Origin of the sequence: Nocardia asteroides, assembly GCF_021183625.1 — a bacterium.
Lineage (GTDB): Bacteria > Actinomycetota > Actinomycetes > Mycobacteriales > Mycobacteriaceae > Nocardia > Nocardia asteroides_A.
The window spans coordinates 2,873,134-2,896,058 of the sequence record NZ_CP089214.1 but is presented as its reverse complement, the minus strand read 5'-3'; the positions used below and the strand labels follow the sequence as shown (position 1 = coordinate 2,896,058).

The following is a 22,925-nucleotide window of genomic DNA, read 5'->3' as shown; positions in this document are numbered from 1 at the left end:
CGGGACATTTCGGGCTATCGGGTGACCGCGGAGTGGCCCCGCGATGACGCTTCGTAACACTGTGCTCAGCGGAAGGCGTTGCTCCCGGTGAGGGCCTTGCCCAGGGTGAGCTGGTGTACCTCGGCGGTGCCCTCGTAGGTGAGTACCGACTCCAGGTTGTTGGCGTGCCGCAGCACCGGGTAGTCCAGCGTGATCCCGTTGGCGCCCAGGATGGTTCGGCACTCGCGGGCGATCGCGATGGCTTCCCGCGTGCTGTTCAGCTTGCCCGCGCTCACCTGCTCCGCGGTCAGCTCGCCGCGATCCTTGAGCCGCCCGAGGTGGATGGCGAGCAGCTGCCCCTTCCCGTACTCCAGCGCCAGGTCGGCGAGCTTCGCCTGGGTGAGCTGATAGGCCGCGAGCGGCTTGTCGAAGACCTCGCGGCTGCGCGAGTACTCGATCGTCGCGGTGAGGCAGTCGCGGGCCGCGCCGAGCGCGCCGAAGACGATGCCGAAGCGCGCCTCGCCGAGGCAGGCCAGCGGCGAGGAGAGCCCGCGCGAGCCGGGCAGCACCGCGTCGGCGGGCAGCCGGACCCCGTCGAAGTTCAGCTCGGCGGTGATCGAGGCGCGCAGCGAGAGCTTGCGGTGCATCTCCCGCGCCACGAAGCCGGGGGCGTCGGTCGGGACGAGGAAGCCGCGCACCACCGGACGCCCGCCCTCCTCCTCGGGGTCGGTGTAGGCCCAGACCACCGCGACGTCGGCGACCGAGCCGTTGGTGATCCACATCTTGGCGCCGTCCAGCACCCAGTCGTCGCCGTCCCGCTTCGCGCGGGTGCGCATGCCGCCGGGATTGGAGCCGAAGTCCGGCTCGGTCAGCCCGAAGCAGCCGAGCAGCTCGCCCGCGGCCATCCCCGGTAGCCACTGCTGCTTCTGCTCCTCGGAGCCGTAGCGGTGGATGGCGGTCATGGCCAGCGAGCCCTGCACCGAGACCATGCTGCGGATGCCGGAGTCGACCGCCTCCAGCTCCTGGCAGGCGAGGCCGTAGGCGGTGGCGGAGAGCCCGGCGCAGCCGTAGCCGTCCAGGTGCATGCCGAGCAGCCCGAGTTCGCCCAGCTCGGGGGCGAGTTCGCGGGCCGGGAAGGTACCCGCCTCGAACCAGTCGGCCACGTGCGGGCGCAGCCGCCTGGCCGCGAAGGCGGCGACGGTGTCGCGGATCTCCCGCTCCTCCGGCTGCAGCAGGGCATCGGTCGCGAACAATTCGTCCAGGGTCACGGGTGTGTCGGGCGCCATGCCGGCCAGCGTAACCAGGCGGGCAGACGCACCCCCCGAAAATGGGACGCCGGTGCCCGGTTCTAGGCTGGGGCCATGAGCGAGCTGGGATTCTCCACCCGCGCCGTGCACGCCGGGTTCGAGCCGGACCCGCAGACCGGCGCGGTGAACGTACCCATCTACGCGAGTTCGACCTTCGCCCAGGACGGGGTGGGAGGGTTGCGCGGCGGGTACGAGTACGCCCGCACCGGTAACCCGACCCGCACGGCGCTGGAGGCAAACCTCGCTGCCCTCGAGCTCGGCCGGTACGGCCGCGCCTTCGCCTCCGGGATGGCCGCGACCGACTGTGCGCTGCGGGCGCTGCTGCGCCCCGGCGATCACATCGTCATCCCCGACGACGCCTACGGCGGCACCTTCCGGCTGATCGACAAGGTCTTCACGCAGTGGGGCATCGAGCACTCGCCCGCGCACATCGCCGACCTGGACGCGGTCCGCGCCGCCGTCCGCCCGAACACCAAGCTGATCTGGGTCGAGACCCCGACCAACCCGCTGCTCACCATCGGTGACATCCCGGCGCTGGCCGACGTCGCGCACACCGCGGGCGCCCTGCTGGTGGTCGACAACACCTTCGCCACCCCGTACCTGCAGACCCCGCTGACCCTCGGCGCCGACATCGTGCTGCACTCCACCACCAAATACCTGGGCGGACACTCGGACGTGATCGGCGGCGCGCTGGTCACCGACGACGCCGAGATCGACCAGAAGTTCGCCTTCCTGCAGAACGGCGCGGGCGCGGTGCCCGGCCCGTTCGACGCCTACCTCACGCTGCGCGGCGCCAAGACGCTGGCGCTGCGGATGGAGCGGCACTGCGACAACGCCGAGCTGATCGCCGAGTTCCTCGCCGGGCACCCGGCCATCTCGACCGTCATCTACCCGGGGCTGCCCGAGCACGCCGGGCACGGCGTCGCGGCCAAGCAGATGCGGCGCTTCGGCGGGATGCTCTCGGTGCGGCTGCGCGGCGGCGAGGAGGCGGCGCGCCGCTTCTGCGCCGGGACGAAGGTCTTCACGCTGGCGGAGTCGCTGGGCGGGATCGAGTCGCTGATCGAACACCCGGGCGCCATGACGCACGCCTCAACCGCGGGCTCGCAGCTGGAGGTCCCGGCCGACCTGGTGCGCATCTCGGTCGGCATCGAGGACGCTGCCGACCTGCTCGCCGATGTCGAGCAGGCGCTCGCGCAGTAGGGGAGCACGAACATGAACCGGCGGCCGCACTCGAGTATCGGGTGCGGCCGCTGCTGTTCGGGCGGCAGGCGCGGTAGCGCGGGGCCGCGGCGCTCCGCGCCCCCGCGGAGCGGCTCAGCTGTGGTAGGGCTCCGCGCTGACCAGCGTCACCTTCATGGTGTTGCCGTTGGGCAGGTTGTACTCCCTGGTCTCGCCGACCTTGGCGTCGATCAGCGCGCCGCCGAGCGGCGAGTTCGGCGAGTAGGTCTCCAGGTCGGAGTGGCCGAGCCCCTCCTCGCGGGTGGCGATCAGGAAGGTCTCGGTGTCGCCCTCGTCGCCGTCGTAGTAGACCTTGACGACCGAGCCGGGCAGCGCGACGCCCGACTTGGTCGGGGCGACGCCGACCTTGGCGGTGTTCAACAGTTCCTGCAGCTGCCGGATGCGGGCCTCCTGCTGGCCCTGCTCGTCCCGCGCCGCGTGGTAGCCGCCGTTCTCCTTGAGGTCGCCTTCCTCGCGGCGCTCGTTGATCTCGGCGGCGATGACCGGACGGTTGGCGATGAGCGCGTCGAGTTCGCTCTTGAGCCTGTCGTGCGACTCCTGGGTCAGCCAGGTCACATTCTCGGTCATCTCGATCACTCCCTAGTAGTTGTTCCCGGCGCGCCGGGATTCCCTGAACACCGCTGCTGTACCCACCGGGGCAGGCGGGCACGCATCGGCCGACGGCTGGACGCGATCGGAGGGTGTCGTGCTCTTCCGGAATGCCTCGCGCTGGCCGCCAATGCAGCAAACACGGCTCCGGGTTCCGGAACCGTGTGTCAGGCCATTCTAGCATGACTCACAAATATGCAGGTCAAGTCGATTTTGCGCGGCTATATCAGGTTCAGTCCGCGCGCAGGTAGCCCGGGACGGTGGTCGAGCACGCGTAGACGCTGCCCGAGGCGGGCCGCTCCGAGGAGCGGATCACGGTGGCGACCTCGACGGTGCCGTGCACCGACGGAGTGACCAGCACTTCGCGCCTCCCGGTCTCCTCGCCGTCGCGCGACATCACCCGGACGATGCAGACCACCGGCTGCGCCGGGTCCGCCCTGGTGACCTTGATCCGCAGGTCGAGCGTGGAATCGTCGACGACGACGTAGCCGAGCTGCTCGGCCTCGACGTCCTTCGGGCCGAACTTCTGGTAGCCGAGGAAGCCGACGCCGACCCCGGCGGCGACGACGAGCACCCCGAGCCCGGCCGCGACGGCGCGCCCGCGCCCCGGCCCGGTGCGGCCCGATCCGCCGTAGCGCTCGGCCCGGCGCGTCGCGCGGCGCCGCTGCGCCTCGGCGATCTCCGCCTGCGTCGCGGGGTCAGGCTCCGCGCCTGCTCGCGAGCTCGAGTCGGTCATCGTCGGACGCTCCCGGGGGTGGTCGGAATACAGCGGGGTTTGAATGGAACTATAGGTAAGCGAGGATCGGGTTCCTCACGGCACCGAGACGAGACGGCGGAGAGCGCGAGGTAGACGGTGAGCGGAGTGAACGGGACGTGAGTGGCCTCCGGCTGATGGCGGTGCACGCGCACCCCGACGACGAGTCATCCAAGGGCGCCGCGACGACGGCCAAGTACGCCGCCGAGGGCAACGAGGTACTCGTGGTCACGCTGACCGGCGGCGAGGCGGGCAGCATCCTCAACCCGGCCATGGACACCCCCGGTGTGCTGGAGCGGATCCACGAGATCCGGCGCGAGGAGATGGCCGCCGCCGCGGCTGCGCTCGGGGTGCGCCAGACCTGGCTCGGCTTCGTGGATTCCGGTCTGCCCGAGGGTGATCCGCTGCCGCCGCTGCCGGAGGGCAGCTTCGCGCTGGTCCCGCTGGAGGAGGCGACCGAGGCGCTGGTGCGGGTGGTCAGGGAGTTCCGGCCGCACGTGATGACGACCTACGACGAGACCGGCGGCTACCCGCACCCGGACCACATCCGCTGCTACGAGGTCTCGGTGGCCGCGTTCGAGGCGGCGGGCGACCCGGAGCGGTTCCCGGACGCGGGCGAGCCGTGGACCCCGCTCAAGCTCTACTACAACCACGGGTTCAGCCTGCGCAGGCTGGAGCGCTTCGCCGAGGAGTACGACCGGCTCGGCGAGCCCTTCCCGCTGCAGGAGTGGCTGGACCGCTCGCGCAAGTACGCGGTGGAGCGCGGCGACGTGATGTCGCGGGTGACCACCCAGATCGAGTGCTCGGAGTACTTCCCGCAGCGCGACGGCGCGCTACTCGCGCACGCCACCCAGATCGACCCGAACGGCGCCTTCTTCGCGATCCCGCTCGACCTGCAGAAGCGGGTCTGGCCGACCGAGGAGTTCGAGCTCGCGCAGACCAGGGTCAAGACCGCGCTCCCGGAGCACGACCTGTTCGCCGGGATCGGGGACGAGCACCGGTGATGTCCGCGCTACCGCTGCTCACCGAGGTGCTCGCGCAGACGCCGGGCACCCCGACCGGCCCCGAGTTCGGCAAGGCGTCGCCGCTCGGGCTGATCATCGTGCTCGTGCTGCTCGCCGGGACGTTCCTGCTGATCCGGTCGATGAACCGGCACATCAAGGGGCTGCCGGCGACCTTCGAGCCGGAACATCCGGAGCCGGACCAGGATGCCGACGACGGCACCGAGCACGGCATCGCCCGCACCGAGCCGGAACCGGGCGAGAAGCGGCGCGAAGGGTCGGGCTGACCGACAATCCCGGCCTGCCTTGTCAACCCGGGCGGCTGTTCGGTGCGCGCCGCACAATTTCGGGTTTCCATTGGTGAGCGGTGTGTATTCCGGGCAGCATCGCCTCGATCGACCAGAAGGATTCCCATGAACCGTGTGCAGGACCCCGCGATCGGCCGTATCGAGACGGAGACGGTGGTCGCCGCGATCGACCGGGCACTGGACACCGCGGGTGCCGCGGTCGCCGCGCTGGAACCCGGATCGCTCGGCGCGGCCACGCTCTGCGCCGAATGGGACGTGCACACCCTGCTCGACCACCTGGTCACCGTCATGTACGGGTCGGTCGCGGCGCTCAGCGACATCACCGGCGACGCGGAGCTGCCGGAGGACGTGCTCGGCTCCGACCCGCAGGGCGCCTTCGCCACCGCGGCCGAGCTGGACCGCGCGGCCTGGAGCCGGCCGGACGCGCTGGAGCGCGCGGTGCCCACGCCGCTCGGTGAGCTGCCGGGGCCGAGCGCGGCGCTCGCGCACCTGCTCGAGCTCACGGTGCACGGGACCGATCTCGCGCTGGCCGTGGGGCGGCCGGACCTCGCCGACGACGCGCTCTGTGCCGCGCTGCTCGAGGCCGTTCTCGGTGCTGGTGGGCTGGATCTCTACCGGCAGCCGGGGTGGTTCGACGCGGCGGTGCCGGTCGCCGACGACGCCCCCGGCCACCTGCGGTTGCTCGCCTACACCGGCCGCCGGTTCTGACACTCGGTCGCACCGCACCTGGTTCATGGGTGGGTAGGTGATTCATCGCGGTACCGTGTGCCGAGGCGTTCGGTGTCACCAGGCAGTAGCAGGTGTTGGCCAGCTGTAACGGCAATCGACACTGGGGTGGGAATGCGGGGCGAGAGCATTCGGGAGGCCCGGAAGGCGCGGGGATGGCCGGTGCCGGTGCTGATCGCGGCGCTCACCTCGGCCGCGGCCGAGCAAGGTCACAGCCTGATGTCCGCTCCGAGCCTGCGTATCGCGATCTCCCGATGGGAGAACGACAGGGTTCGTCCCGATGAGTTCCATTCGAGGTTGCTGTCCCGGGTCCTGGCGATTCCGTATGGCGGTGATCCGATCAGTCAGGGCACGGCCTACCAACGCGATGTTGTCGATGCGATCGATCTGCTCGATGATCTGGCAGCGCTGGACGATACGGCCATGGGCGACCTGCGGGCGGCACCGTTGACCGGAATCGCGGCGTCACAGGTTGTCACCGGGTATTTGTTCGGAGACTCCCCGGATCGCGTCCGGCCCGAGCCGGTGTTCGGTGTCGGGGCGGCACAACGCATCCGTGATGTCGTCGCCGAGATCACGGCGCAGGATTTCGAGCATGGCGGAGGACATGTCCGCCCCGGTCTGCTCGAGTTCTTCAGGACCGATGTGGTTCCGGTACTGCACGCTGTTCACTCGGGACAGGCCCGCCGGGAGGTCTTCGCGGCTGCCGCCGAGACAGTCCAGCTTCTGGGATGGAGCAGCTATGACGCGGGCCGTCATGCCGTTGCGTCGCGGTACTTCGTGCAGGCGTTGCGGTTCGCGCAGGAGGCAGGGGATCGTCTGCTGGGTGCACAGATGCTGGGCAATCTGTCACATCAGGCGAACTTCCTCGGCCGTTTCGACGACGCCTTGATGTACGCGCGTGCCGCGCGCACATCGACGTACCACGGCGGAAGCGCGGTCGTGGAGACGATGTGCGTGATGATGGAAGCGCGTGCTCTGGCGAGCCTGTCCGACCGCCGTGCGACCGTCGCGGCCATCGTGCGTGCCGAACAGTTGATTCAAGTCCGTCGCAGCAACGAACCGGCCTGGATCGCCTACTACGACGGATCGGAATTGGCTGGCGATTCCGCTCATTGCTTCCGTGACCTCGGCATGCCGATCGAAGCCGCCCAAGCCCTCGAAGCGGCTGTCGTCGACAGCACGCCGGCGCGTACTGCCGCGTTTCTGGGGATGGTCGCCTCTGATGTCGCGGTGCTCGCCGGGGACCTCGACACGGCGAGCACGCTGGCCACCACGGCACTCGCTCGCTCGACCGGACTACTTTCGGCGCGTTTCGATCGCTACGTCAGTGATTTTCGTCAGCGGGTGCCGCATCACATCGCCGGGCATCGTCGTTTCGACGCGTTCCATGAGGGCCTTCGCCGCCACCGTATGCCGACTTCCTGATCAGAATCCCTGCCATGGTGCGGCCAGGACACCGGTGCGGATGGTCTCGATCCGCTTGCGGTACTCGTCATGGATCTGCCGGGAATGCTCGACGTTCTGGGCGAGCCAACTCACCATCTTGACCAGTTGGACTTCCCGTAGGACAGGCCAGCCCGACCAGGTGGTGACGTCGTAGCCGTACGCGGTGGCGAAGTCGCCGTAGTGGCGGTGATCCCCCATTCCCACGCTGTACTCTGCCGCGATCTTCGCCAGGTCCCACTCCGCCGGACCCCACGCGAACGCCTCGAAGTCGATCAGTACCGGCCCAGTGTCGACGATCATCAGATTGCCGACGTGTGCGTCTCCGTGCACCGCCGCCGACGGCAGCCGGAAATGTAGCGAAGCCAGATCCCGCTCGAGGTGAGCCATCCGCTCGCGCAGCAGGTCGCTGTCGGCACCCGGAATCGGCGCTGTAGCCAACCGGGCCGCCACCCGGGGAAATGGCCGGACCTCGGGCAGATCGAACGCAGGTCGCTCCAAACTGTGCAAGGTGCGCAACAGTTCACCCAGTGCGCGCGAGTCGTCCTCGTCACCGGGGCGGCCCGGCAGCGTCGCCCAGAACGTCACAGGGAATCCGTCGACATCGAGCGGTTGCGCACATCTGGTCTCGAAGACCGTCGCGCCCGCGACTCCCTGCGAAGCGAGCCAGCCGGCTACCGAAATCTCCTTGCGGACGTCCACTCGATACTCTGCTCGTCGCGCGATCCGGACCACCGCTGGTGCCGAAACCAGCTGGTAGAGCACGTTCTCACCCAACCGCAGCAGCATCGCGCCCTTCGGGTCGAGGCCAGCTCGGCGGCACGCCTCGTGCAACGTATTCTCAACGGTCTCGGGCAGAAACGGGGAACCGGCCACGCGCCCCAGCCTAGGAGGCCGGGGAGCGGCCTCCCCGTGGCTGGTGCGAGACGTGAGTACGCAATCCCCGCAGGGGCGCAAACGAGGAATGCCGCCTCCGGCTCAACCGAGCGGGGTCGAGGCTGCGATCAGCGTGGGCACGGATCAACCGCGCGCTCTATCTCCTCGCCCTTCACGCCCACCCCGACATCTGTGTGCCCCCGCGCCACGCACGGGCCGGTGCTACCGGGGCGGGCGGTGCTACTAGCTGCTACCTAGCGACACGCCGGACTGCTCCACCACGGTGATGGCGTAACCGTACCGCCCAAACTGACCCTTCAATGCACGCCTGCACACCGGGTTTCTGTCAAACAGCCACCCTCGCAGGCGAATTCGAGTTCCCGGCGGTGGCCGGTCGGGGTCCGGGCGGGAAGTAGCGACAGGGGAACGCGATGAATTGGCTCACTGATTCGCAGACATTGCGCCGCGTGGCCGCCGGGCTGCGACGGCTGGACATCTATCCAGCCGCGTGCAAGTGGACGGACCCGCTGCGTGGGCGGTCCCATGCTCACCATCTGATGGCCATCCACGCAGGGCATCGCTGCCCCCGGTACTCCATGGCCGTGGCGTACCTGGAACAGACGAGCTGGTCGTGATCGCAATCGGGTGGGTGATCGTCATCGGCCTGCCCCTGGTCGTGCTGGCGCTGGCGGTGCTGTGGCCCGCATCAACCCGCGACGACGACCCATCGGAGGAGCCCTGACCAACCTCCGTGCTGGAGTGGCGGGTGTGCCGGGCGTGGGCGTTGGTCTGGCCCGGGCGCCGGGTTCAGACCCGGACGTGCCGAAACCCTGCACCGGTTCGGCCGGCGCGGAGTCGCGAACAGGGACGAACTAGGAGACCAGTTCCATCGTCCCGCGCGGATCCCACGGCATGGGCCCGGTGGGGAACCCGAAGCGGATCATCCGGTGCGGCGCCGCCACCTCGATGTGTGCCACCGCGGGCGGAAGGAACCCGCTGAGCATCTTCTCCAGCAGCGCGTTCAACCCGGAGAGCCGCGGCCGCAGCCGCACCTGCCAGCACTCGACCTCCCCGGCGGGCACCTCGATCACCGCCCGCTGCTCCACCCTGGCGCTCACCGGAATGTGCACCGAGAAGGCCAGCCAGAGCGCCAGGTCCTCTTCCGAACCCTCGGCGAACTCGAGCCCGCGCAGCAGGGTGAGCCCGCCGGCCAGCGGCATGAGATCGGCCGGGAAGGGCGCGACCCCGCCACCGAACTGCAGGTGCGTGGTCCCGACGAAGTTCGCCTCCTCCCGGCTCACCACGGTCCCGCCGGACCTGGTCTCGGCCCGGTAGCTCGCGGCCCTGAGCCGGTCGCCGACCCGCTGGAAGCGCTGCTCGACGGTCACCGCGAACTCCCCGGAGCCGACCTGGATGATCGAGCGGTAGCCGTCGGTGTCGTGCCCGATCGCGCTGACCAGCTCCAGCGCGGACGGCTGGTTCGCCACCCGGACGGCGTAGACCGACTTCTCCCCGTCCGGGATGCCGGGGTCGCGGAACACGGTGTCGATCACGGCTTCCCCTCCGCCGCCGCCGCGAAGACCCGCCGCAGCACCGCGACGTAGCGCTCCACCGATTCGTGCGCCACCGGCGTGTCCGGGTAGATGACGCTCAGCGTGGTCGCACCCGCCAGCCGATTGATCCAGATCAGCACCTGTTCGGAGGCGGCCCGGTTGGCGTAGAGCCCGGCCGAGGCGGCGTCGAAGAATTCGTTGCCGAGCAGCTCCCTGGCATCGACGAAGGAGATCATCGGGCAGGACCAGCCCGGCTTCAGGTCGAGGTCGGAGTCGGCGGGCAGCAGCTCGACCACCCGCTGGAACGAGGTGGGCGCCAGCCGGAGCCCGTTCTCGTAGGCGTGCTGGGCCAGCCTGACCACCCGGTCGAACGAGGTCGCCCCGAGCGGGAAGGCGACCGGGAGCAGCGTCACGTACCAGCCGACCGACGCGCGCTCGGCGAGGCTGCCGCGCGTGCTCACCGGGGTCATGCCGAAGTAGTAGTCGCTGTCGATCAGCTCCCGCTCGACCAGCGCCGCGGCGGCGAAGATGCCACCGACGAACTCGGCGCCGTTCGCCCGGCAGCGCTGCTCGAAGCGGGATGCCGTCTCCTCGTCGAAGAGCGTGACCGTGCGGTGCGCGCTGCGGTTGTAGCCGTCTGTTCGCTTCCCGAGTGCCAACGGGAACGACGGCAGCCTGCCCTCGTTCCCGCGGATCAGCTCCAGCCACTTGCGCACGCCGGGCGAGGTCAGCGACATCTGGCCGGTGTAGGCGCGCTCGGCGGTGCAGTAGGCCAGGTAGCTGGCGGCAGGCTCCAGCATGTCGGGGGCGTCCGGCCAGACCTCGCGGGTGTAGAGCATGGCGAGGTCGAAGCCGGAGAGGTACTGCCCGAAGCCGTCGGTGTGCAGGTGGTCGACGGCGAGGTAGACGGTGGTCGACTCCGCGCGCTCGATCGCGCCGAAGGTGAAGCAGTCCCACTCGAACGGGCCCGGCGTGGTCTTCTGCACGTGCTCCCGGACGGCGGCCGGGTCGTCGACCCGGCCGTGCTCGACCGGGACGAACTCGACGTCGTCGGCGGGCACCAGGTGCCGCCGGACGGCGCCGCCCTCGATCCGGAACCAGCTCCGGAAGGTGTCGTGCCGCCGCAGGAAGGCGTTGACCGCGGTGGTCATGGCCGCCCGGTTCAGCTCGCCGGTCGGGATCTCCGCGGTCACCAGGCAGAGCCCGGCGTAGCGGAACTCCGCCGCGGCGTGCTGGGCGGCCGCCCTCAGGTACTGCTCCTGCTGGTGCGAGGGCGGGGCCGGGTGCGGCGGCGCCAGCCCGGCCCGCGCCACCGATTCCGGTGCCGCGGTCCAGGTGGTCAGCCGGCCCGGCGCCGGTGCCCAGTCGTCGATCAGGCCGAATTCGACCACGCTGCCACCTCGTTTCGACGGGTGCCGGTCACGAGGGCGCGCCCACCGGCACCGGCTCGGCCGCGGCCTCGGCGATCAGCGTGGACGGGTCGAGCCCGCCGCCGCTCGCCGACTCCGCGGCCAGGATCAGCTCGGCCACCTTCGGCCCGGCCTGCTCCAGGCTGAACGAGCGCCCCATCTGCAGCGACATCAGGTCGATGCCGAGGGTCTTGGTGACCCTGGCGCCGAGCTCAACCGCCATCAGCGAGTCCAGCCCCAGCTCGGGGACGGGAACCGTCATGTCGATGGACTCCACCGGCACCCCCATGACGACCGCGAGCTCCTCGGCCATCTTGCGGGCGACGAAGGCGCCGCGCTTGCCCTCCTCGATGGCGGCCACCTCGGCGCGCAGCTGGGCCAGCTCCGAGGTGTCCTTCGCCGAGACCTGGGCCAGCGCGATGGTGCGGCCGGTCCGGGTGAGCTGCGGGAAGGTGCCGGTCAGCTTGGACCAGTCGGTGGGGATGATGCCGGCCCTCGGGTCGCCGAGGCGCAGCGTCTGCTCCAGGTAGGCGGTCGCGTCGGCCATGTCGAGCGGGTCGAAGCCGACCAGGTCGAGGTACTTGACCGCGGTCTCGTCGGCCGCCATGCCGCCGGTGGCGCCGGAGAGGTGGCCCCAGCCGACGCAGAGCGCCCGCTCGCCGCCCCGAGCCCACTCCTGCGCCATGGTCTCCACCGCGACGTTGGCGGCGCAGTAGTTGTACTGGCCGTAGATGCCGTACATGGAGCCGCCGGAGGAGCAGAGCACGAACATGTCGAGGGTGATCCCGGCATCCGCGACCGCCCGGTGCAGCACCCGGGCGCCGTGCACCTTGGGCCGGTACACGATGTCCAGCTCGCGGTAGGTCATGGCGGCCAGCCGGTTGTCCGCCACCGAGCCCGCCGCGTGGAACACGCCGCGCAGCGGGTGCTCGGCGGTGTGCGCCCTGGCGACGACGGCCGTGACCGCGGCGGCGTCGGTGACGTCGGCCCGCTCGTCGATCACCTCGACCCCCGCCGCGTGCCAGGCCTCCAGCTGCCGGTGCGCCTCGTCGGTGGTCGGGCCGCTGCGGCTGATCAGGACCAGCCGGCGCACGCCGCGCAGCGCGAGCCAGCGCCCGATCGCCATGCCGAAGCCGCCGAAGCCACCGGTCACCAGATACGTTCCGGCGGCGTCGAACTCGACCTCGGGCAGGTACGGCCGGACGGCGGGCAGCGGCGAGTCGACGCGCAGCGCGATCCGGCGCAGCCCGGTGGAGCGGATGGTCTCCTCGAAGGCGCTCGCCACCTCGTCGGTCTCGAAGAGCCGGTAGGGGAGCGGCGTGTAGGTGCCCGCGAGCACCTTCTCGTAGACCCGCCGCAGCAGCGAGATGAGCCGCTGCGCGTCCACCGCGACCAGGCGGTCCAGGTCCATGGAGAAGTAGGCCACGTTCTTGTCGAAGTTGGCCAGCTCCAGCAGGCCGCCGGTGTAGATGTCGGCCTTGCCCACCTCGGCGATGCGGCCGAACTCGGCCACCGCGTTGAAGTTCTGCCGCAGGATCTCGCCGGGCGCGCTGCTCAGCACCACCTCGACGCCGGTGCCGCCGGTGATCTCCAGCACGTCGTCGACGAAGTTCAGCGAGCGGGAGTCGATGGCGTGCTCGGCGCCGAGCGCGAGCACGTGCGCCCGGCGCTCGTCGGTGCTCGCGGTGCCGATGATCCGGGCCCCGCGATCCTTGGCGACCTGGATGGCCGCCGTGCCGACGCCGCCCGCCGCGCCGTGGATCAGCACCCACTCGCCCGGCTGGAGCCGGGCCAGGTCGTGCAGCGCGTACTCGGCGGTGCCGAAGGCGATGGTGCTGGTGCAGTAGCCGGGGTCGGCGTCGGGGGGAAGCGGGATGGCCCGGTTCCGGTCCACCAGCACGTACCGCTGCATCATGCCCTTGGTGGCGATGGCGACCTGGTCGCCGACGGCGATGTCGGTGATGCCCGAGCCGACCCGGACCACCTCGCCGACGCCCTCCATGCCAGGCACGGTGCCGAAGTAGGTGGGCGCCAGTTCGCGCTCGCCGAGCAGCCCGATCACCTTGAGCGGGTCCTTGTAGTTCAGCCCGATGACCTTCATCCTGACCTCGACCTGGTCGGCCGCGGGGTCGGGGCGCGGGCACTCGCGCCAGGCCAGCGCGGAGAGCACCCTGGTCCGCGGCATCTCCAGCCCGAAGTTGGCCTCCGGGTCGGTGAGCGGGGCCGGGGTGTCCAGCGCCTCGAGGCGGTCCGGGAGCGGCTTGGTCACCAGCGGGGCCCAGCGGGTGCCCGACCGCAGCGCGACCTCGTCCAGGTTGTCGTTCCAGAAGGCGCCGGGGACCGCCAGTTCGGTGACCAGGTCGGCGGTCTCGGTGGCGGGCTCGACATCGATGAGCCGCCAGCGCAGCGTGGTCTGCTCGTTGAGCAGCACGCGGCGGGCGCCTGCCAGCGCGGCCTGCTTCGGGTCGGGCAGCGCCGGGTTGTCCGGGATGGCGAAGGCGCGCTCGGTGACCAGGGTGACGTGGCACTCGCCGTCGCCGAAGACGTCGCCGATGCCGCGCTGCTCGGTCTCGGCCGGGTGCGCGAAGGCGTCGATCGCGACCGCGACCTGCTCCAGCGTCCAGAGCTGGGCTACGTCGTCCTCGGCGGGGCCCGCGACGACGACCACGTGCAGCCGCTCGGTGCCGTCCGCGCGGGTGGCCGCGAGGGTCTCGGCCAGCCCGGCGGCCGGCTCCGCACCGGGCAGCCCGGCCAGGTGCAGCCGGGCGCCGGGGATCGTCTCGGCCAGCGCCTCGGCCCTGCTGTTGCTGCCGCCGAGCGCGACAACCACGGTGCTGACCGAATCCTGCGGCAGCGCGGTGGGGTCGAGCGGGTCGCGCTGCTCCATGGTCTCGACGTAGAAGAAGTCGGCCATCCGGCGCAGGGGGTCCTGGCCGGGGGTGAGCGCGCCGATCTGCAGCCCGCTCAGCCGCATGACCAGGTTGTGGTCGTCGTCGAGCAGGTCGACGTCGGCGCGCAGCCTGGCCCCGGGGTCGCGCCTGGCGACCACGGTGACCCGCTCCGGCAGCGGCGCGACCATGCGCGCCGCCGCGACCCCGACCGGCACCAGCGTGCCCTCGTCGATCCTGGACTCGGCGAAGAGCAGCGCGGCGGTCTGCATCGCCGCGTCCACCACCGCCGGGTGCGCGAGGTGGCCGGAGCCGGCCGCGATCGAGCCGTCGACGGTGGCGACCACCGCGTCCTGCCCGACGCGGGCGGTGAGTACCCGCCGGAAGGCGGGGCCGTACTGCAGCCCGGCCGCGGCCAGCCCGGAGTAGAACATGGCCGGGTCCACGTCGACGCCGACCGCGATCTCCGGCACCGCGACCTTGGTCTGCCGGTGGCTGCCGGTCAGCGTGCGGCCGGTGGCGTGCAGGGTCCACGCGGTGCCGGTAGCCGAGCGGGAGCGGATCACGAAGCGGCCGCTGGCCTCCTCGATGGTCAGCGCGAGCAGCGGGGTGTCCGGCGCGCCCATGATGAGCGGCGCGACGAAGCGCACCTGCTCCAGCGCGACCCGGTCGACGCCGAGCCGCTTCGCGGTGGCGCTGAGCGCGGCGTCGAGGTAGGCCGCGCCCGGCATGATCTTGATGTTGTTGACCACGTGGTCGGCCAGCCACGGCAGCAGCTCGGTGCCGACCTGGAGCAGGTAGTCCGGCCGCCCCTCGACGTCCGGGTCGCCGAGCATGGCGTAGCCGCCGGGCGTGCCGAGCCTGGCCTGCTCGAAGAGCGGTAGCGCGGAGTGCAGCCGGGTGCGCTGCCACGGGTAGCGCGGCAGCGGCGTGTGCGGGACCGCGCCGTCCTCGGCCGGGAACAGGGCCTCCAGGTCGAGCACGCCTGCGCCGTACAGCCCGATCAGGGTGCGGCGCAGGCTGTCCGAGTCGGGCTGCTTGCGGTCCAGCGTCGGCACCGTGGTGCCGTTCACGTCCGCGCCGAGCAGGATCTCCCGGATATTGCCGGACAGCACCGGGTGCGGCCCGACCTCGAGGAAGACCCGCCGCTCGGCGATCAGCTTCGCGACGGCGTCGGCGAAGCGCACCGGCTCGCGGACATTGGCGCACCAGTACTCGGCGCCCCAGTCCGGGCCGGTCACCTCGTCGCCGGTGACCGAGGAGTACAGCGGGATCGTCGGCGGCCGCGGGTCGAGCTGGGCAAGCACCGAGCGCAGCTCGGCCAGGATCGGGTCCATGAGCCGGCTGTGGTAGGGCACCTCGACCCGCAGGCGGCGCGCGAAAACGCCGTCCTCGGTGAGCTTCTCGGCGATCTCGTCCAGCCGGTCGACATCGCCGGAGAGGGTGAGCGAGGTCGCGCTGTTGATCGCGGCGATATCGACCCGCGGATCGTTCTCGACCAGCTCGCGGGCCTGGTCGGGGCTGAGCCCGACGGCGAGCATGCCGCCGGTGCCCGCGGTGGTGGCCTGCAGCCGGGCGCGGTGGTAGGCGACCAGCACGGCGTCGCGCAGCGAGAGCACCCCGCTGACGTAGGCCGCGGAGACCTCGCCGACGCTGTGCCCGACGATGGCGGCGGGCGCGATGCCGTACCGCTCCAGCTCCCGGACCAGCGCCACCTGCACCAGGAAGTTCGCCGGCTGCGCGACCTCGGTGCTGCCGACCCGCGACTCCTCCTCGGGCCTGCGCAGCTCCTCGATGATCGACCAGCCGGCGAGCGCGCGGAACTCGTCATCGATCTCCTGCGCCGCCGCGGCGAAAGCGCCGTCGGCGCCGAGCAGTTCGCGCGCCATGCCCCACCACTGCGGGCCCATGCCGGAGAAGACGAAGACCGGCTCGGTGGTGCGGGCCACGATGGTGCGCACCGCGTCCCTGCCCTCGCCGCCCGCGAAGGCGCGCAGCTCGCGCAGCAGGTCGTCGGTGTCGCCGAGCAGCATGCCGGTGCGGTGCTGGTGGTGCGCCATCCGGGTCCAGGCGGCCTCGGCCAGCCGGGCCGGGTCGGCGCCGCCGGTGATCAGGTCGGCGAAGCGGCCTGCCAGCGCGCGGGCCGCCGCGGTGCCGCGGGCCGAGATCGGCAGCACGCCGTAGTGCTTCGGCTCGCGGGCAGGCTCGAGCACGGTGGCGGGGCGGTACTCCTGCAGGATGGCGTGCGCGTTGGTGCCGCCGTAGCCGAAGCCGTTGACCGCGACCGACATCAGCGGGGCGGCGGCGGGCAGCGGCTCGGCCTCGGTCTGGACGTGCAGCCCGAGCTCGTCGAAGGGGATGTCCGGGTTGGGCTTGTCGATCCAGCCCTGCGGCGGGATGGTCCTGTGCCTGATGGCCAGCGCGGCCTTGATCACGCTGGCGACGCCTGCGGCCGCCTCGGTGTGCCCGATGGTCGACTTCACCGAGCCGACGCCGAGCGATTCGGTGCGCCCGGACGGCGCGCCGAAGACCCGGCCCAGCGCGCGCAGCTCCACCGGGTCGCCGACCAGGGTGCCGGTGCCGTGCGCCTCCACGTAGGTGATCGACTCCGGGGCCAGCCCCGAGCGCACGCACACCGAACGGGCAAGCGACTCCTGCGAATCCACGTTCGGCACGGTGATCGCGGTGGTGCGGCCGTCCTGGTTCGAGCCGGTCGCCTTGACCACGGCGTAGATCCGGTCGCCGGCGCGGACCGCGTCGTCCAGCTTCTTCAGCGCCACCATGCCCGCGCCCTCGCCGCGGCCGTAGCCGTCGGCGGAGGCGTCGAAGGACTTGCAGCGGCCGTCGGTCGCGAGGAAGCCGCCCTTGCACATGAGGACGAAGGTCTCCGGCTGCAGCATGACGTTCACGCCGCCCGCCAGCGCCACCTCGCAGTCGCCGTTCGTCAGCGCCTGGCAGGCCAGGTGGAAGGCGACCAGCGACGACGAACAGGCCGTGTCCACGGTGATCGCGGGCCCGACCAGGTTGAGCGCGTAGGAGATTCGGTTGGAGAGCATGGTGTACGAGGCGCTCGCCGGGGTGTGCATGTCGGTGTGGAACAACGCAGGGCCGACCACGCCGATCACCGACTGGTCCACCACGAAACCGCCCACGTACACGCCGACCGGGCCGCCCGCCGCGTGCCGCGCGATCCCGGCGTCGTCCAGCGCCTCCCAGGTGACCTCGAGCATGAGCCGCTGCTGCGGATCGAGCACGGTGGCCTCGCGCGGCGAGATGCCGAAGAAGTCCGGGTCGAACTCCCACGGATCGGTGGTCATGAAGGCGCCGTGCTTGGTGTAGCTGCGCCCCGGCGTGCGCGGCTCCGGGTCGTAGTAGCGGCGGTAGTCCCATCGGTCCGCCGGCATCTCCACGACGCCGTCCCGCTTGTCCAGGACGAAATCCCAGAAAGTGTCCGGTGAGTCGATTCCTCCTGCGAAACGGCAACCGATGCCGACGATCGCGATATCCGACATGCATATCCTCCCGAGCCGGATTGATTCGAGCGCCACCGATTTCCGGGCGACTCGTGAAAATGGCCAACGCAGCTGGCGACTGGGGTCAGCGTAACCACGCTCACAGGTGCCGCTCGATGTTTCAGGGACAGTTCACAACACGGTCCCGAATCAGTTGTGGAATCTCGAACCGGTCGAATCGGGGGGCTGTGGAAGCCATTGCCGGTGCTTATGTTTCAGGTGTCGGGGAGTGCGGTTCGAGGGTCGGGAGGTGACATTGTCCGGTGGATTCGGCCGGTGGATCGAGTTGATCGTCCGGCGTCGATTCCTGGTGCTCACGGTGGTGGTCGGCGGGCTGCTCGCGCTCGGCGGGTACGGCATCGGGCTGCCCGCGCACCTCAGCGTGAGCGGCTGGGACGACCCCGGTTCGGAGTCGGCGCGGGCGCTGCGGGTGCAGGACGAGGCGTTCGGCCACAACCACGTCGCCGACGTGCTGCTGGTCTTCCACGCCCCGGCCGGAAAGACCGTGGACGACCCGGCGTTCGCGGCCACCGTCACCGGCTTCCTGAACGGGCTGCCGGAGCGCTTCCCGGACCGGATCGAGAAGATCAACGGCAGCTACTGGGAGACGAGCACCGGGCTCGCGGTCCCCGACGTCTTCGGCACCCCCGACGGCGAGCACGCCTTCGCCTCGGTCGCGGTGCGCGGCCGCGACGACACCGAGGTGCTGAACAACTACCGGCAGATCGCCGACGGGCTCGTGCTGCCGGGGGTGGTGCTGGAGGTGGCGGGCGCGCAGCCGGTCGCGCTCGCGCTCAACGACACCATGGCGCACGACCAGCGGCGGATGGAACTCCTCGCCATCCCCGCGGTGGCGGTGCTGCTGTTCTTCCTGTTCGGCGGGGTGGTCGCCGCGGCGCTGCCGCTCATCGTCGGCGGGCTCACCGTGCTCGGGGCGTGGGGCGTCGTCCGGCTGTTGACGCACGTCATGGAGGTGAACTCGTTCGTCTCGCCGGTGGTGTCGATGATCGGGCTCGGCCTCGCCATCGACTACGGGCTCTTCATCGTGAGCCGGTTCCGCGAGGAGCTGGCCGCGGGCCGCCCGGCGCCGGACGCCGTCGCCCGCTCGGTGGCGACGGCGGGCCGCACGGTGGCCTTCTCCGCCACCATCGTGGTGGTCGCCTCCGGCGCGATCCTGCTGTTCCCGCATGGTTTCCTGCGCTCCTTCGCGCTCGGCGCCATGATCACGGTTGCGCTGGCCGCCGCGGTCTCGGTGACCGTGCTGCCCGCCATGCTCGCCATCCTCGGACACCGGGTGGACCGGCTCGGCGTCAACCGCTTCCACGCCCGCCGGGCCGACATCGAGCAACGTGACAATCCGTGGGGCCGGATCGCGGGCCGGGTGATGCGCAGGCCGTGGCTGGTCGCGGTGCCGGTGGTGGCGCTGCTGCTGATCCTCATCGCCCCGGTGCGGGACGTGGCCTTCGGCGGGATCTCCGAGCGCTTCCTGCCCCCCGAGCACCCGACCCGCACCGCCCAGCAGCACTTCGACGAGCTCTTCCCGCTGCGCCAGATCAACCCGGTCGACCTGGTGGTGATCACCTTCGACACCTCGGTGATCGGCGAGGTGGTGCGGCGCGCGAACGGCGCGCCCGGGCTGGAGGCGCCGTTCCCGGACGCGCTGCAGGCGCAGTCCGACCTCGGCGTCTTCACGACGAACACCGTGGTCAGCGATGCCGGCGCCACCATCGACTACCTGCGCGCCATGCCGACCCCGCCGGGCACCATCGTGCTGGTCGGCGGGCAGCCCGCGAGCGAGCGGGACAGCGTGGCCGCGCTGCTCGACCGGCTGCCGCTCATGGTGGTGCTGGTCTTCCTGATCACCACGGTGCTCATGATGGTCGCCTTCGGCTCGATCGTGCTGCCACTGCAGGCCGGGTTCCTGAACCTGCTCGGCCTCGGCTCCACGCTCGGCGTGCTGACCTGGATCTTCGTCGACGGTAACGGCGCGGGGGTGCTCGGCTTCACGCCGCAGCCGATCATGGCGCTGGTCCTGGTGCTGATCGTCTCGGTGATCTACGGCCTCTCCACCGACTACCAGGTGTTCCTGCTGGCCCGGATCGTCGAGGCGCGGGCCGGGGGCGCCTCCACCACCGAGGCGGTGCGCGACGGCATCGCCCGCACCGGCTGGATAATCACCGCCGCCGCGCTCATCCTGCTCGTCGTCTGCGGCGCCTTCGCCCTCTCCGACCTGGTGATGATGCAGTACATCGCGGTCGGCATGGTGACCGCGCTCTTCATCGATGCCGCGATTCTGCGGGTGCTGCTCGTCCCCGCGATCATGCGCATATCCGGCGATGCCTCGTGGTGGGGAATTGGGAAACGTATCGAACCGCCGCGCGCCGGAATTGGTAGCGATCACAAAAGTCCGCGAATACCGGTGGCGGCCGGCCGTGAATAACGTCGACCATGGTCCCGGGCCAGGAGTGAATATGCCGAAGAATCCGCGCCGGGCGAGCGGAGAACTGCTCGCTTCGTCGAATGGTCCGATATTCGAGAAGGCGCCGCGGTGACCCGGCGGGAGGCGACCGTCGCGATCGGGGCGTTCAGCGCCTGCCTGCTCTCGGTCTTCATGCAGATGATCGACGTCACCATCGTCAACACCGCGCTCCCGGTGATCACCACCGAACTCGGCGCTACGCGCGCGCAGCAGCTGTGGGTGGTGGCAGGGTATTCGCTGGCCTTCGCCTGCGCGCTGCTCACCGCGGCCAGGCTCGGCGCGATCACCGGCCGCCGCCGGATGTTCCTCTGGTCGGCGGCGGCCTTCACCGCCGCCTCGGTGTGGTGCGGAATCTCGCACAGCGCACTGGAACTCGTGATCGCCCGGATCGTGCAGGGCGTGGCGGGGGCCGGGATGGCGGCGCAGACCATCGCGGTGATCACCGCGACCTTCCGCCGCGATCACCAGCCCTACGCCTTCGCCGGCTACGGCGCGGTCGCCGGATTCGCGGGCATGCTCGGCCCGATCCTCGGCGGGGTGCTGATCACCGTCGACCCGTTCGGGCTCGGCTGGCCCGTCATCTTCCTGATGAACCTGCCGCTCGGCATCATCGCCATCGGGCTCGCGCTCAAATACCTGAAGATCGGCCCGGCGCCGGAGCGGCCCCCGCTCGACCTCCGCGGCTCGGTGCTCGCCACCGCCGCGCTGTTCCTGCTGCTCTTCGCGCTGGCCGACAGCCAGCAGGCCGGGTGGCGGATCGTGCACGCCTGCGGCATCGTGGCGGCGCTGGCGCTCGGGGCGGGTTTCGTCGCCTACGAGCGCGCCACCCGGCGGCGCGGCGGGATCGCGCTCGTCCGGCTCGACCTCTTCGGCGACCGCGGCTTCGCCGTCGGCTCGGTGCTGGTGACGGTGTTCTTCGGGCTCTTCACCGCCTTCGTCTTCACCGTCTCCATCCTGCTGCAGGAGGTGCTCGGCTTCTCCGCGCTGCGCACCGGCATCGCCATGACACCGTTCGCCATCGGCGCGGGCGCGGGCGCCATCGTCTCGCCGATCCTGGTGCAGCGCTTCGGTATCCGCACCCTGGCCGCCGGGATCGCCTCGTTCGGGCTCTGGGTCGTGGTCGGCGTCTGCTACCTGCACATCACCGACGGCACGGTGAACCTGCTGCTCGTCACCGGCCCGGTCTTCCTGGCCGGATTCGGCGTCGGGGTGTTCGGGATCCCGCTGCAGCCGATCATGCTGGCGGGGCTCGACGACCGCGACATGGGCGAGGCATCCGGGCTGCTGCCGACCGTCGAGCAGATCGGCAACTCGGTCGGGCTCGCCGTGCTCGCCGCGCTCTTCTTCCGCGCGCACACGCTCGGCGGCAGCATGGTCATGCTCAGCGCCATCGCGCTGGTCGCACTGCTGCTCGCCGGGGTCACGCTGGCGTTGCCGGACCGCAGGGCCACCATCGGCGCCGCGCCGTGGGTGCTATCGTCGAAACGATGATTACCTCTTCCGAGTACGGAACGGAGGTTTCGTTCGCACACGGGGTGTGCTGATGAACGAAGCCCGAATCTCCCTCTGGCTGCGCGTCCGCGAATTCGCGGTACCCGCGGCGATGATCGAAACCTGTACCGCCCGGCGGCTCGCCGGCGACTGGGCCGGGGCGTGCGCCGCGGCCGGGTTCGATCTCGACCTCGATCCCCGTGCGCTTCCCCCGCCGGTGCGCGCCGATCTCCGCTGCCTGGCACCGGATCTGCTGCGCTGGCACCTACCCCGGATCGCCCCGGACGGGCTGTTGCATCCGGGGCTGACCATGACGCTGGCCCGCTACGGGCCAGTCCATCTCGTGGTGCGCACCGCACCCGCCTGGGCCGATGCCGGGCAGCGGGTGAGTCTCGCGCTGTGGGACGGGGGCGCGGCCGGGGCGCATCCGCACCCGCGGCCCGACCGGCGGTTCCGGCTCGATCTGCACCGGCACCTGTGGGATGCGCGACGGGCGGGGGAGTTGGCGCTGCGTTGCGGTGCAACGGAACTCGGTGCCGATCTCGCCCTGCGCGCGGTCGGGGCCGACACCGGCGACGCGCGCGCGGCCGGAGCGCGCGCCCCCGGCGTGCCGGTGTCCGGCCCCCTGCCGCCGGGTTGTGCCGCCGAGCGCTGGGCGGACGAGGCACGCCTCCTCCTGCACGCCGACGCCCGCCCGCCCGGACCGGTGCTGGTACGGCTCGGCGCCCGCCGCCGCGTGCTGGTGAACCTCCCACCCGACCTGCCCTACCCCCGCGGCGCGCTCTCCGCACTCCCGATCCTCCCGGACGCGGCGACCTGGACCCTTCCCGATCTGGAGCTCCTGCGCGCGGGCGCCATCACCCCCGACCGCCTGCACCCCCTCGTCGCCGCGGCGCTCGCCCCCGGCCACGAACCGCCCGCCGCGCCGAACCCACCGGAACAACTGCTCGTCGAGTGCCGGGGCGAGCAACACCGGCTCGGCTTGGTCGACGGCGTACTGACCGCCATCGACCACACCCCGGCCGAACTCCGCCGCGAGGAACTCCTGGTCGCGCTCTCCGGAACCCCCCTGCCCTGCCTGCGCGTGATCGACCGGGCCCACCGCGACCCGGACGCCCTCGCCGGCATCGGTGAACGCCTGCGCCACGGCGATATTCGCGGTGCGCTCGCCGCCGTCGACGGGCTGCTCGGCCCCGGCGCCCTGCTGCGCGACGGCCCGCTCCGCGACGAACTGGAAACCGCCGCCGAGCGGCGAATCACGCACGGCCTCTACCGCGCCGGGCTCACCCCGACCGGCCCGCCACCCCGGCGCACACCGCGCCGGGCCGCCCGCGCCCACCCGCGGCACGCCACCAAGCGCTGACCCACT

Annotated in this window: 15 protein-coding genes; 8 read left to right on the top strand and 7 right to left on the bottom strand. The window is 71.2% G+C overall.

Annotated elements, in window-relative coordinates:
- Positions 1-65 precede the first annotated feature (65 nt).
- Positions 66-1,265 carry an acyl-CoA dehydrogenase family protein gene (locus LTT61_RS13975; RefSeq protein WP_233020388.1) on the bottom strand — a complete coding sequence of 400 codons (1,200 nt, stop codon included), beginning with the start codon at positions 1,263-1,265 and terminating at the stop codon, positions 66-68.
- Between the two features lie 75 nt (positions 1,266-1,340).
- Here LTT61_RS13975 and LTT61_RS13970 point away from each other — a divergent pair, with 75 nt between their 5' ends.
- Entirely contained in the window at positions 1,341-2,486 is a 1,146-nt protein-coding gene (locus LTT61_RS13970; RefSeq protein ID WP_233020387.1) for a cystathionine gamma-synthase, read from the top strand.
- A gap of 114 nt (positions 2,487-2,600) precedes the next feature.
- Here the strand turns inward: LTT61_RS13970 and greA are convergent, their stop codons facing one another.
- Positions 2,601-3,092 carry a transcription elongation factor GreA gene (greA, locus tag LTT61_RS13965; RefSeq protein ID WP_233020386.1) on the bottom strand — a complete coding sequence of 164 codons (492 nt, stop codon included), beginning with the start codon at positions 3,090-3,092 and terminating at the stop codon, positions 2,601-2,603.
- A 253-nt stretch (positions 3,093-3,345) separates the two neighbouring features.
- The gene (locus LTT61_RS13960; RefSeq protein ID WP_233020385.1) at positions 3,346-3,849 is read right to left on the bottom strand and encodes a DUF4307 domain-containing protein; all 504 of its coding nucleotides are present in this window, start codon (positions 3,847-3,849) and stop codon (positions 3,346-3,348) included.
- A 137-nt stretch (positions 3,850-3,986) separates the two neighbouring features.
- On the opposite strand from LTT61_RS13960, the gene mca reads away from it, so the two are divergent.
- From mca to LTT61_RS13940, 4 genes are all read left to right on the top strand, one after another.
- Complete coding sequence (gene mca / locus LTT61_RS13955; RefSeq protein WP_233020384.1) at positions 3,987-4,871, top strand: mycothiol conjugate amidase Mca; 885 nt, start codon at positions 3,987-3,989, stop codon at positions 4,869-4,871.
- Positions 4,871-5,155 (top strand): hypothetical protein, encoded by a 285-nt coding sequence (locus LTT61_RS13950; RefSeq protein ID WP_233020383.1) that lies wholly within the window; start codon positions 4,871-4,873, stop codon positions 5,153-5,155. Before mca ends, LTT61_RS13950 begins: the two co-directional genes overlap by 1 nt.
- Positions 5,156-5,281: 126 nt before the next feature.
- Positions 5,282-5,884, top strand: a complete 603-nt coding sequence (locus tag LTT61_RS13945; protein ID WP_233020382.1) for a TIGR03086 family metal-binding protein — start codon at positions 5,282-5,284, stop codon at positions 5,882-5,884.
- Positions 5,885-6,064: 180 nt separating this feature from the next.
- Entirely contained in the window at positions 6,065-7,330 is a 1,266-nt protein-coding gene (locus LTT61_RS13940; RefSeq protein ID WP_233020381.1) for a hypothetical protein, read from the top strand.
- Here the strand turns inward: LTT61_RS13940 and LTT61_RS13935 are convergent, their stop codons facing one another.
- The 4 genes from LTT61_RS13935 to LTT61_RS13920 form a co-directional block, all read right to left on the bottom strand.
- Positions 7,331-8,224 carry a phosphotransferase enzyme family protein gene (locus LTT61_RS13935; protein WP_233020380.1) on the bottom strand — a complete coding sequence of 298 codons (894 nt, stop codon included), beginning with the start codon at positions 8,222-8,224 and terminating at the stop codon, positions 7,331-7,333.
- A gap of 872 nt (positions 8,225-9,096) precedes the next feature.
- Positions 9,097-9,777, bottom strand: a complete 681-nt coding sequence (locus tag LTT61_RS13930) for a hypothetical protein (protein WP_233020379.1) — start codon at positions 9,775-9,777, stop codon at positions 9,097-9,099.
- On the bottom strand, positions 9,774-11,168 hold the full coding sequence (locus LTT61_RS13925) for a condensation domain-containing protein (RefSeq protein ID WP_233020378.1): 1,395 nt from the start codon (positions 11,166-11,168) through the stop codon (positions 9,774-9,776). The genes LTT61_RS13930 and LTT61_RS13925 overlap by 4 nt, the downstream gene beginning before the upstream one ends.
- Positions 11,169-11,196: 28 nt before the next feature.
- Positions 11,197-17,586, bottom strand: coding sequence for a type I polyketide synthase (locus LTT61_RS13920; protein ID WP_233020377.1), 6,390 nt, complete (start codon positions 17,584-17,586; stop codon positions 11,197-11,199).
- A 250-nt stretch (positions 17,587-17,836) separates the two neighbouring features.
- Between LTT61_RS13920 and LTT61_RS13915 the strand changes: the two genes are divergently transcribed.
- The 3 genes from LTT61_RS13915 to LTT61_RS13905 all read left to right on the top strand — a co-directional run bounded on the left by LTT61_RS13915 (position 17,837) and on the right by LTT61_RS13905 (position 22,919).
- Complete coding sequence (locus tag LTT61_RS13915) at positions 17,837-20,026, top strand: MMPL family transporter (protein ID WP_233020376.1); 2,190 nt, start codon at positions 17,837-17,839, stop codon at positions 20,024-20,026.
- A gap of 108 nt (positions 20,027-20,134) precedes the next feature.
- Positions 20,135-21,556, top strand: a complete 1,422-nt coding sequence (locus LTT61_RS13910; protein ID WP_233020375.1) for an MFS transporter — start codon at positions 20,135-20,137, stop codon at positions 21,554-21,556.
- Positions 21,557-21,608: 52 nt separating this feature from the next.
- Entirely contained in the window at positions 21,609-22,919 is a 1,311-nt protein-coding gene (locus LTT61_RS13905) for a hypothetical protein (RefSeq protein ID WP_233020374.1), read from the top strand.
- The last annotated feature ends 6 nt before the right edge of the window (positions 22,920-22,925 follow it).

Coding starts and splice junctions, on each gene's coding strand:
- LTT61_RS13975 (WP_233020388.1), bottom strand. CDS start 1,265: ATGGCGCCCGACACACCCGTGACCCTGGACGAATTGTTCGCGACCGAT.
- LTT61_RS13970 (WP_233020387.1), top strand. CDS start 1,341: ATGAGCGAGCTGGGATTCTCCACCCGCGCCGTGCACGCCGGGTTCGAG.
- greA (WP_233020386.1), bottom strand. CDS start 3,092: ATGACCGAGAATGTGACCTGGCTGACCCAGGAGTCGCACGACAGGCTC.
- LTT61_RS13960 (WP_233020385.1), bottom strand. CDS start 3,849: ATGACCGACTCGAGCTCGCGAGCAGGCGCGGAGCCTGACCCCGCGACG.
- LTT61_RS13950 (WP_233020383.1), top strand. CDS start 4,871: ATGTCCGCGCTACCGCTGCTCACCGAGGTGCTCGCGCAGACGCCGGGC.
- LTT61_RS13945 (WP_233020382.1), top strand. CDS start 5,282: ATGAACCGTGTGCAGGACCCCGCGATCGGCCGTATCGAGACGGAGACG.
- LTT61_RS13920 (WP_233020377.1), bottom strand. CDS start 17,586: ATGTCGGATATCGCGATCGTCGGCATCGGTTGCCGTTTCGCAGGAGGA.
- LTT61_RS13905 (WP_233020374.1), top strand. CDS start 21,609: ATGAACGAAGCCCGAATCTCCCTCTGGCTGCGCGTCCGCGAATTCGCG.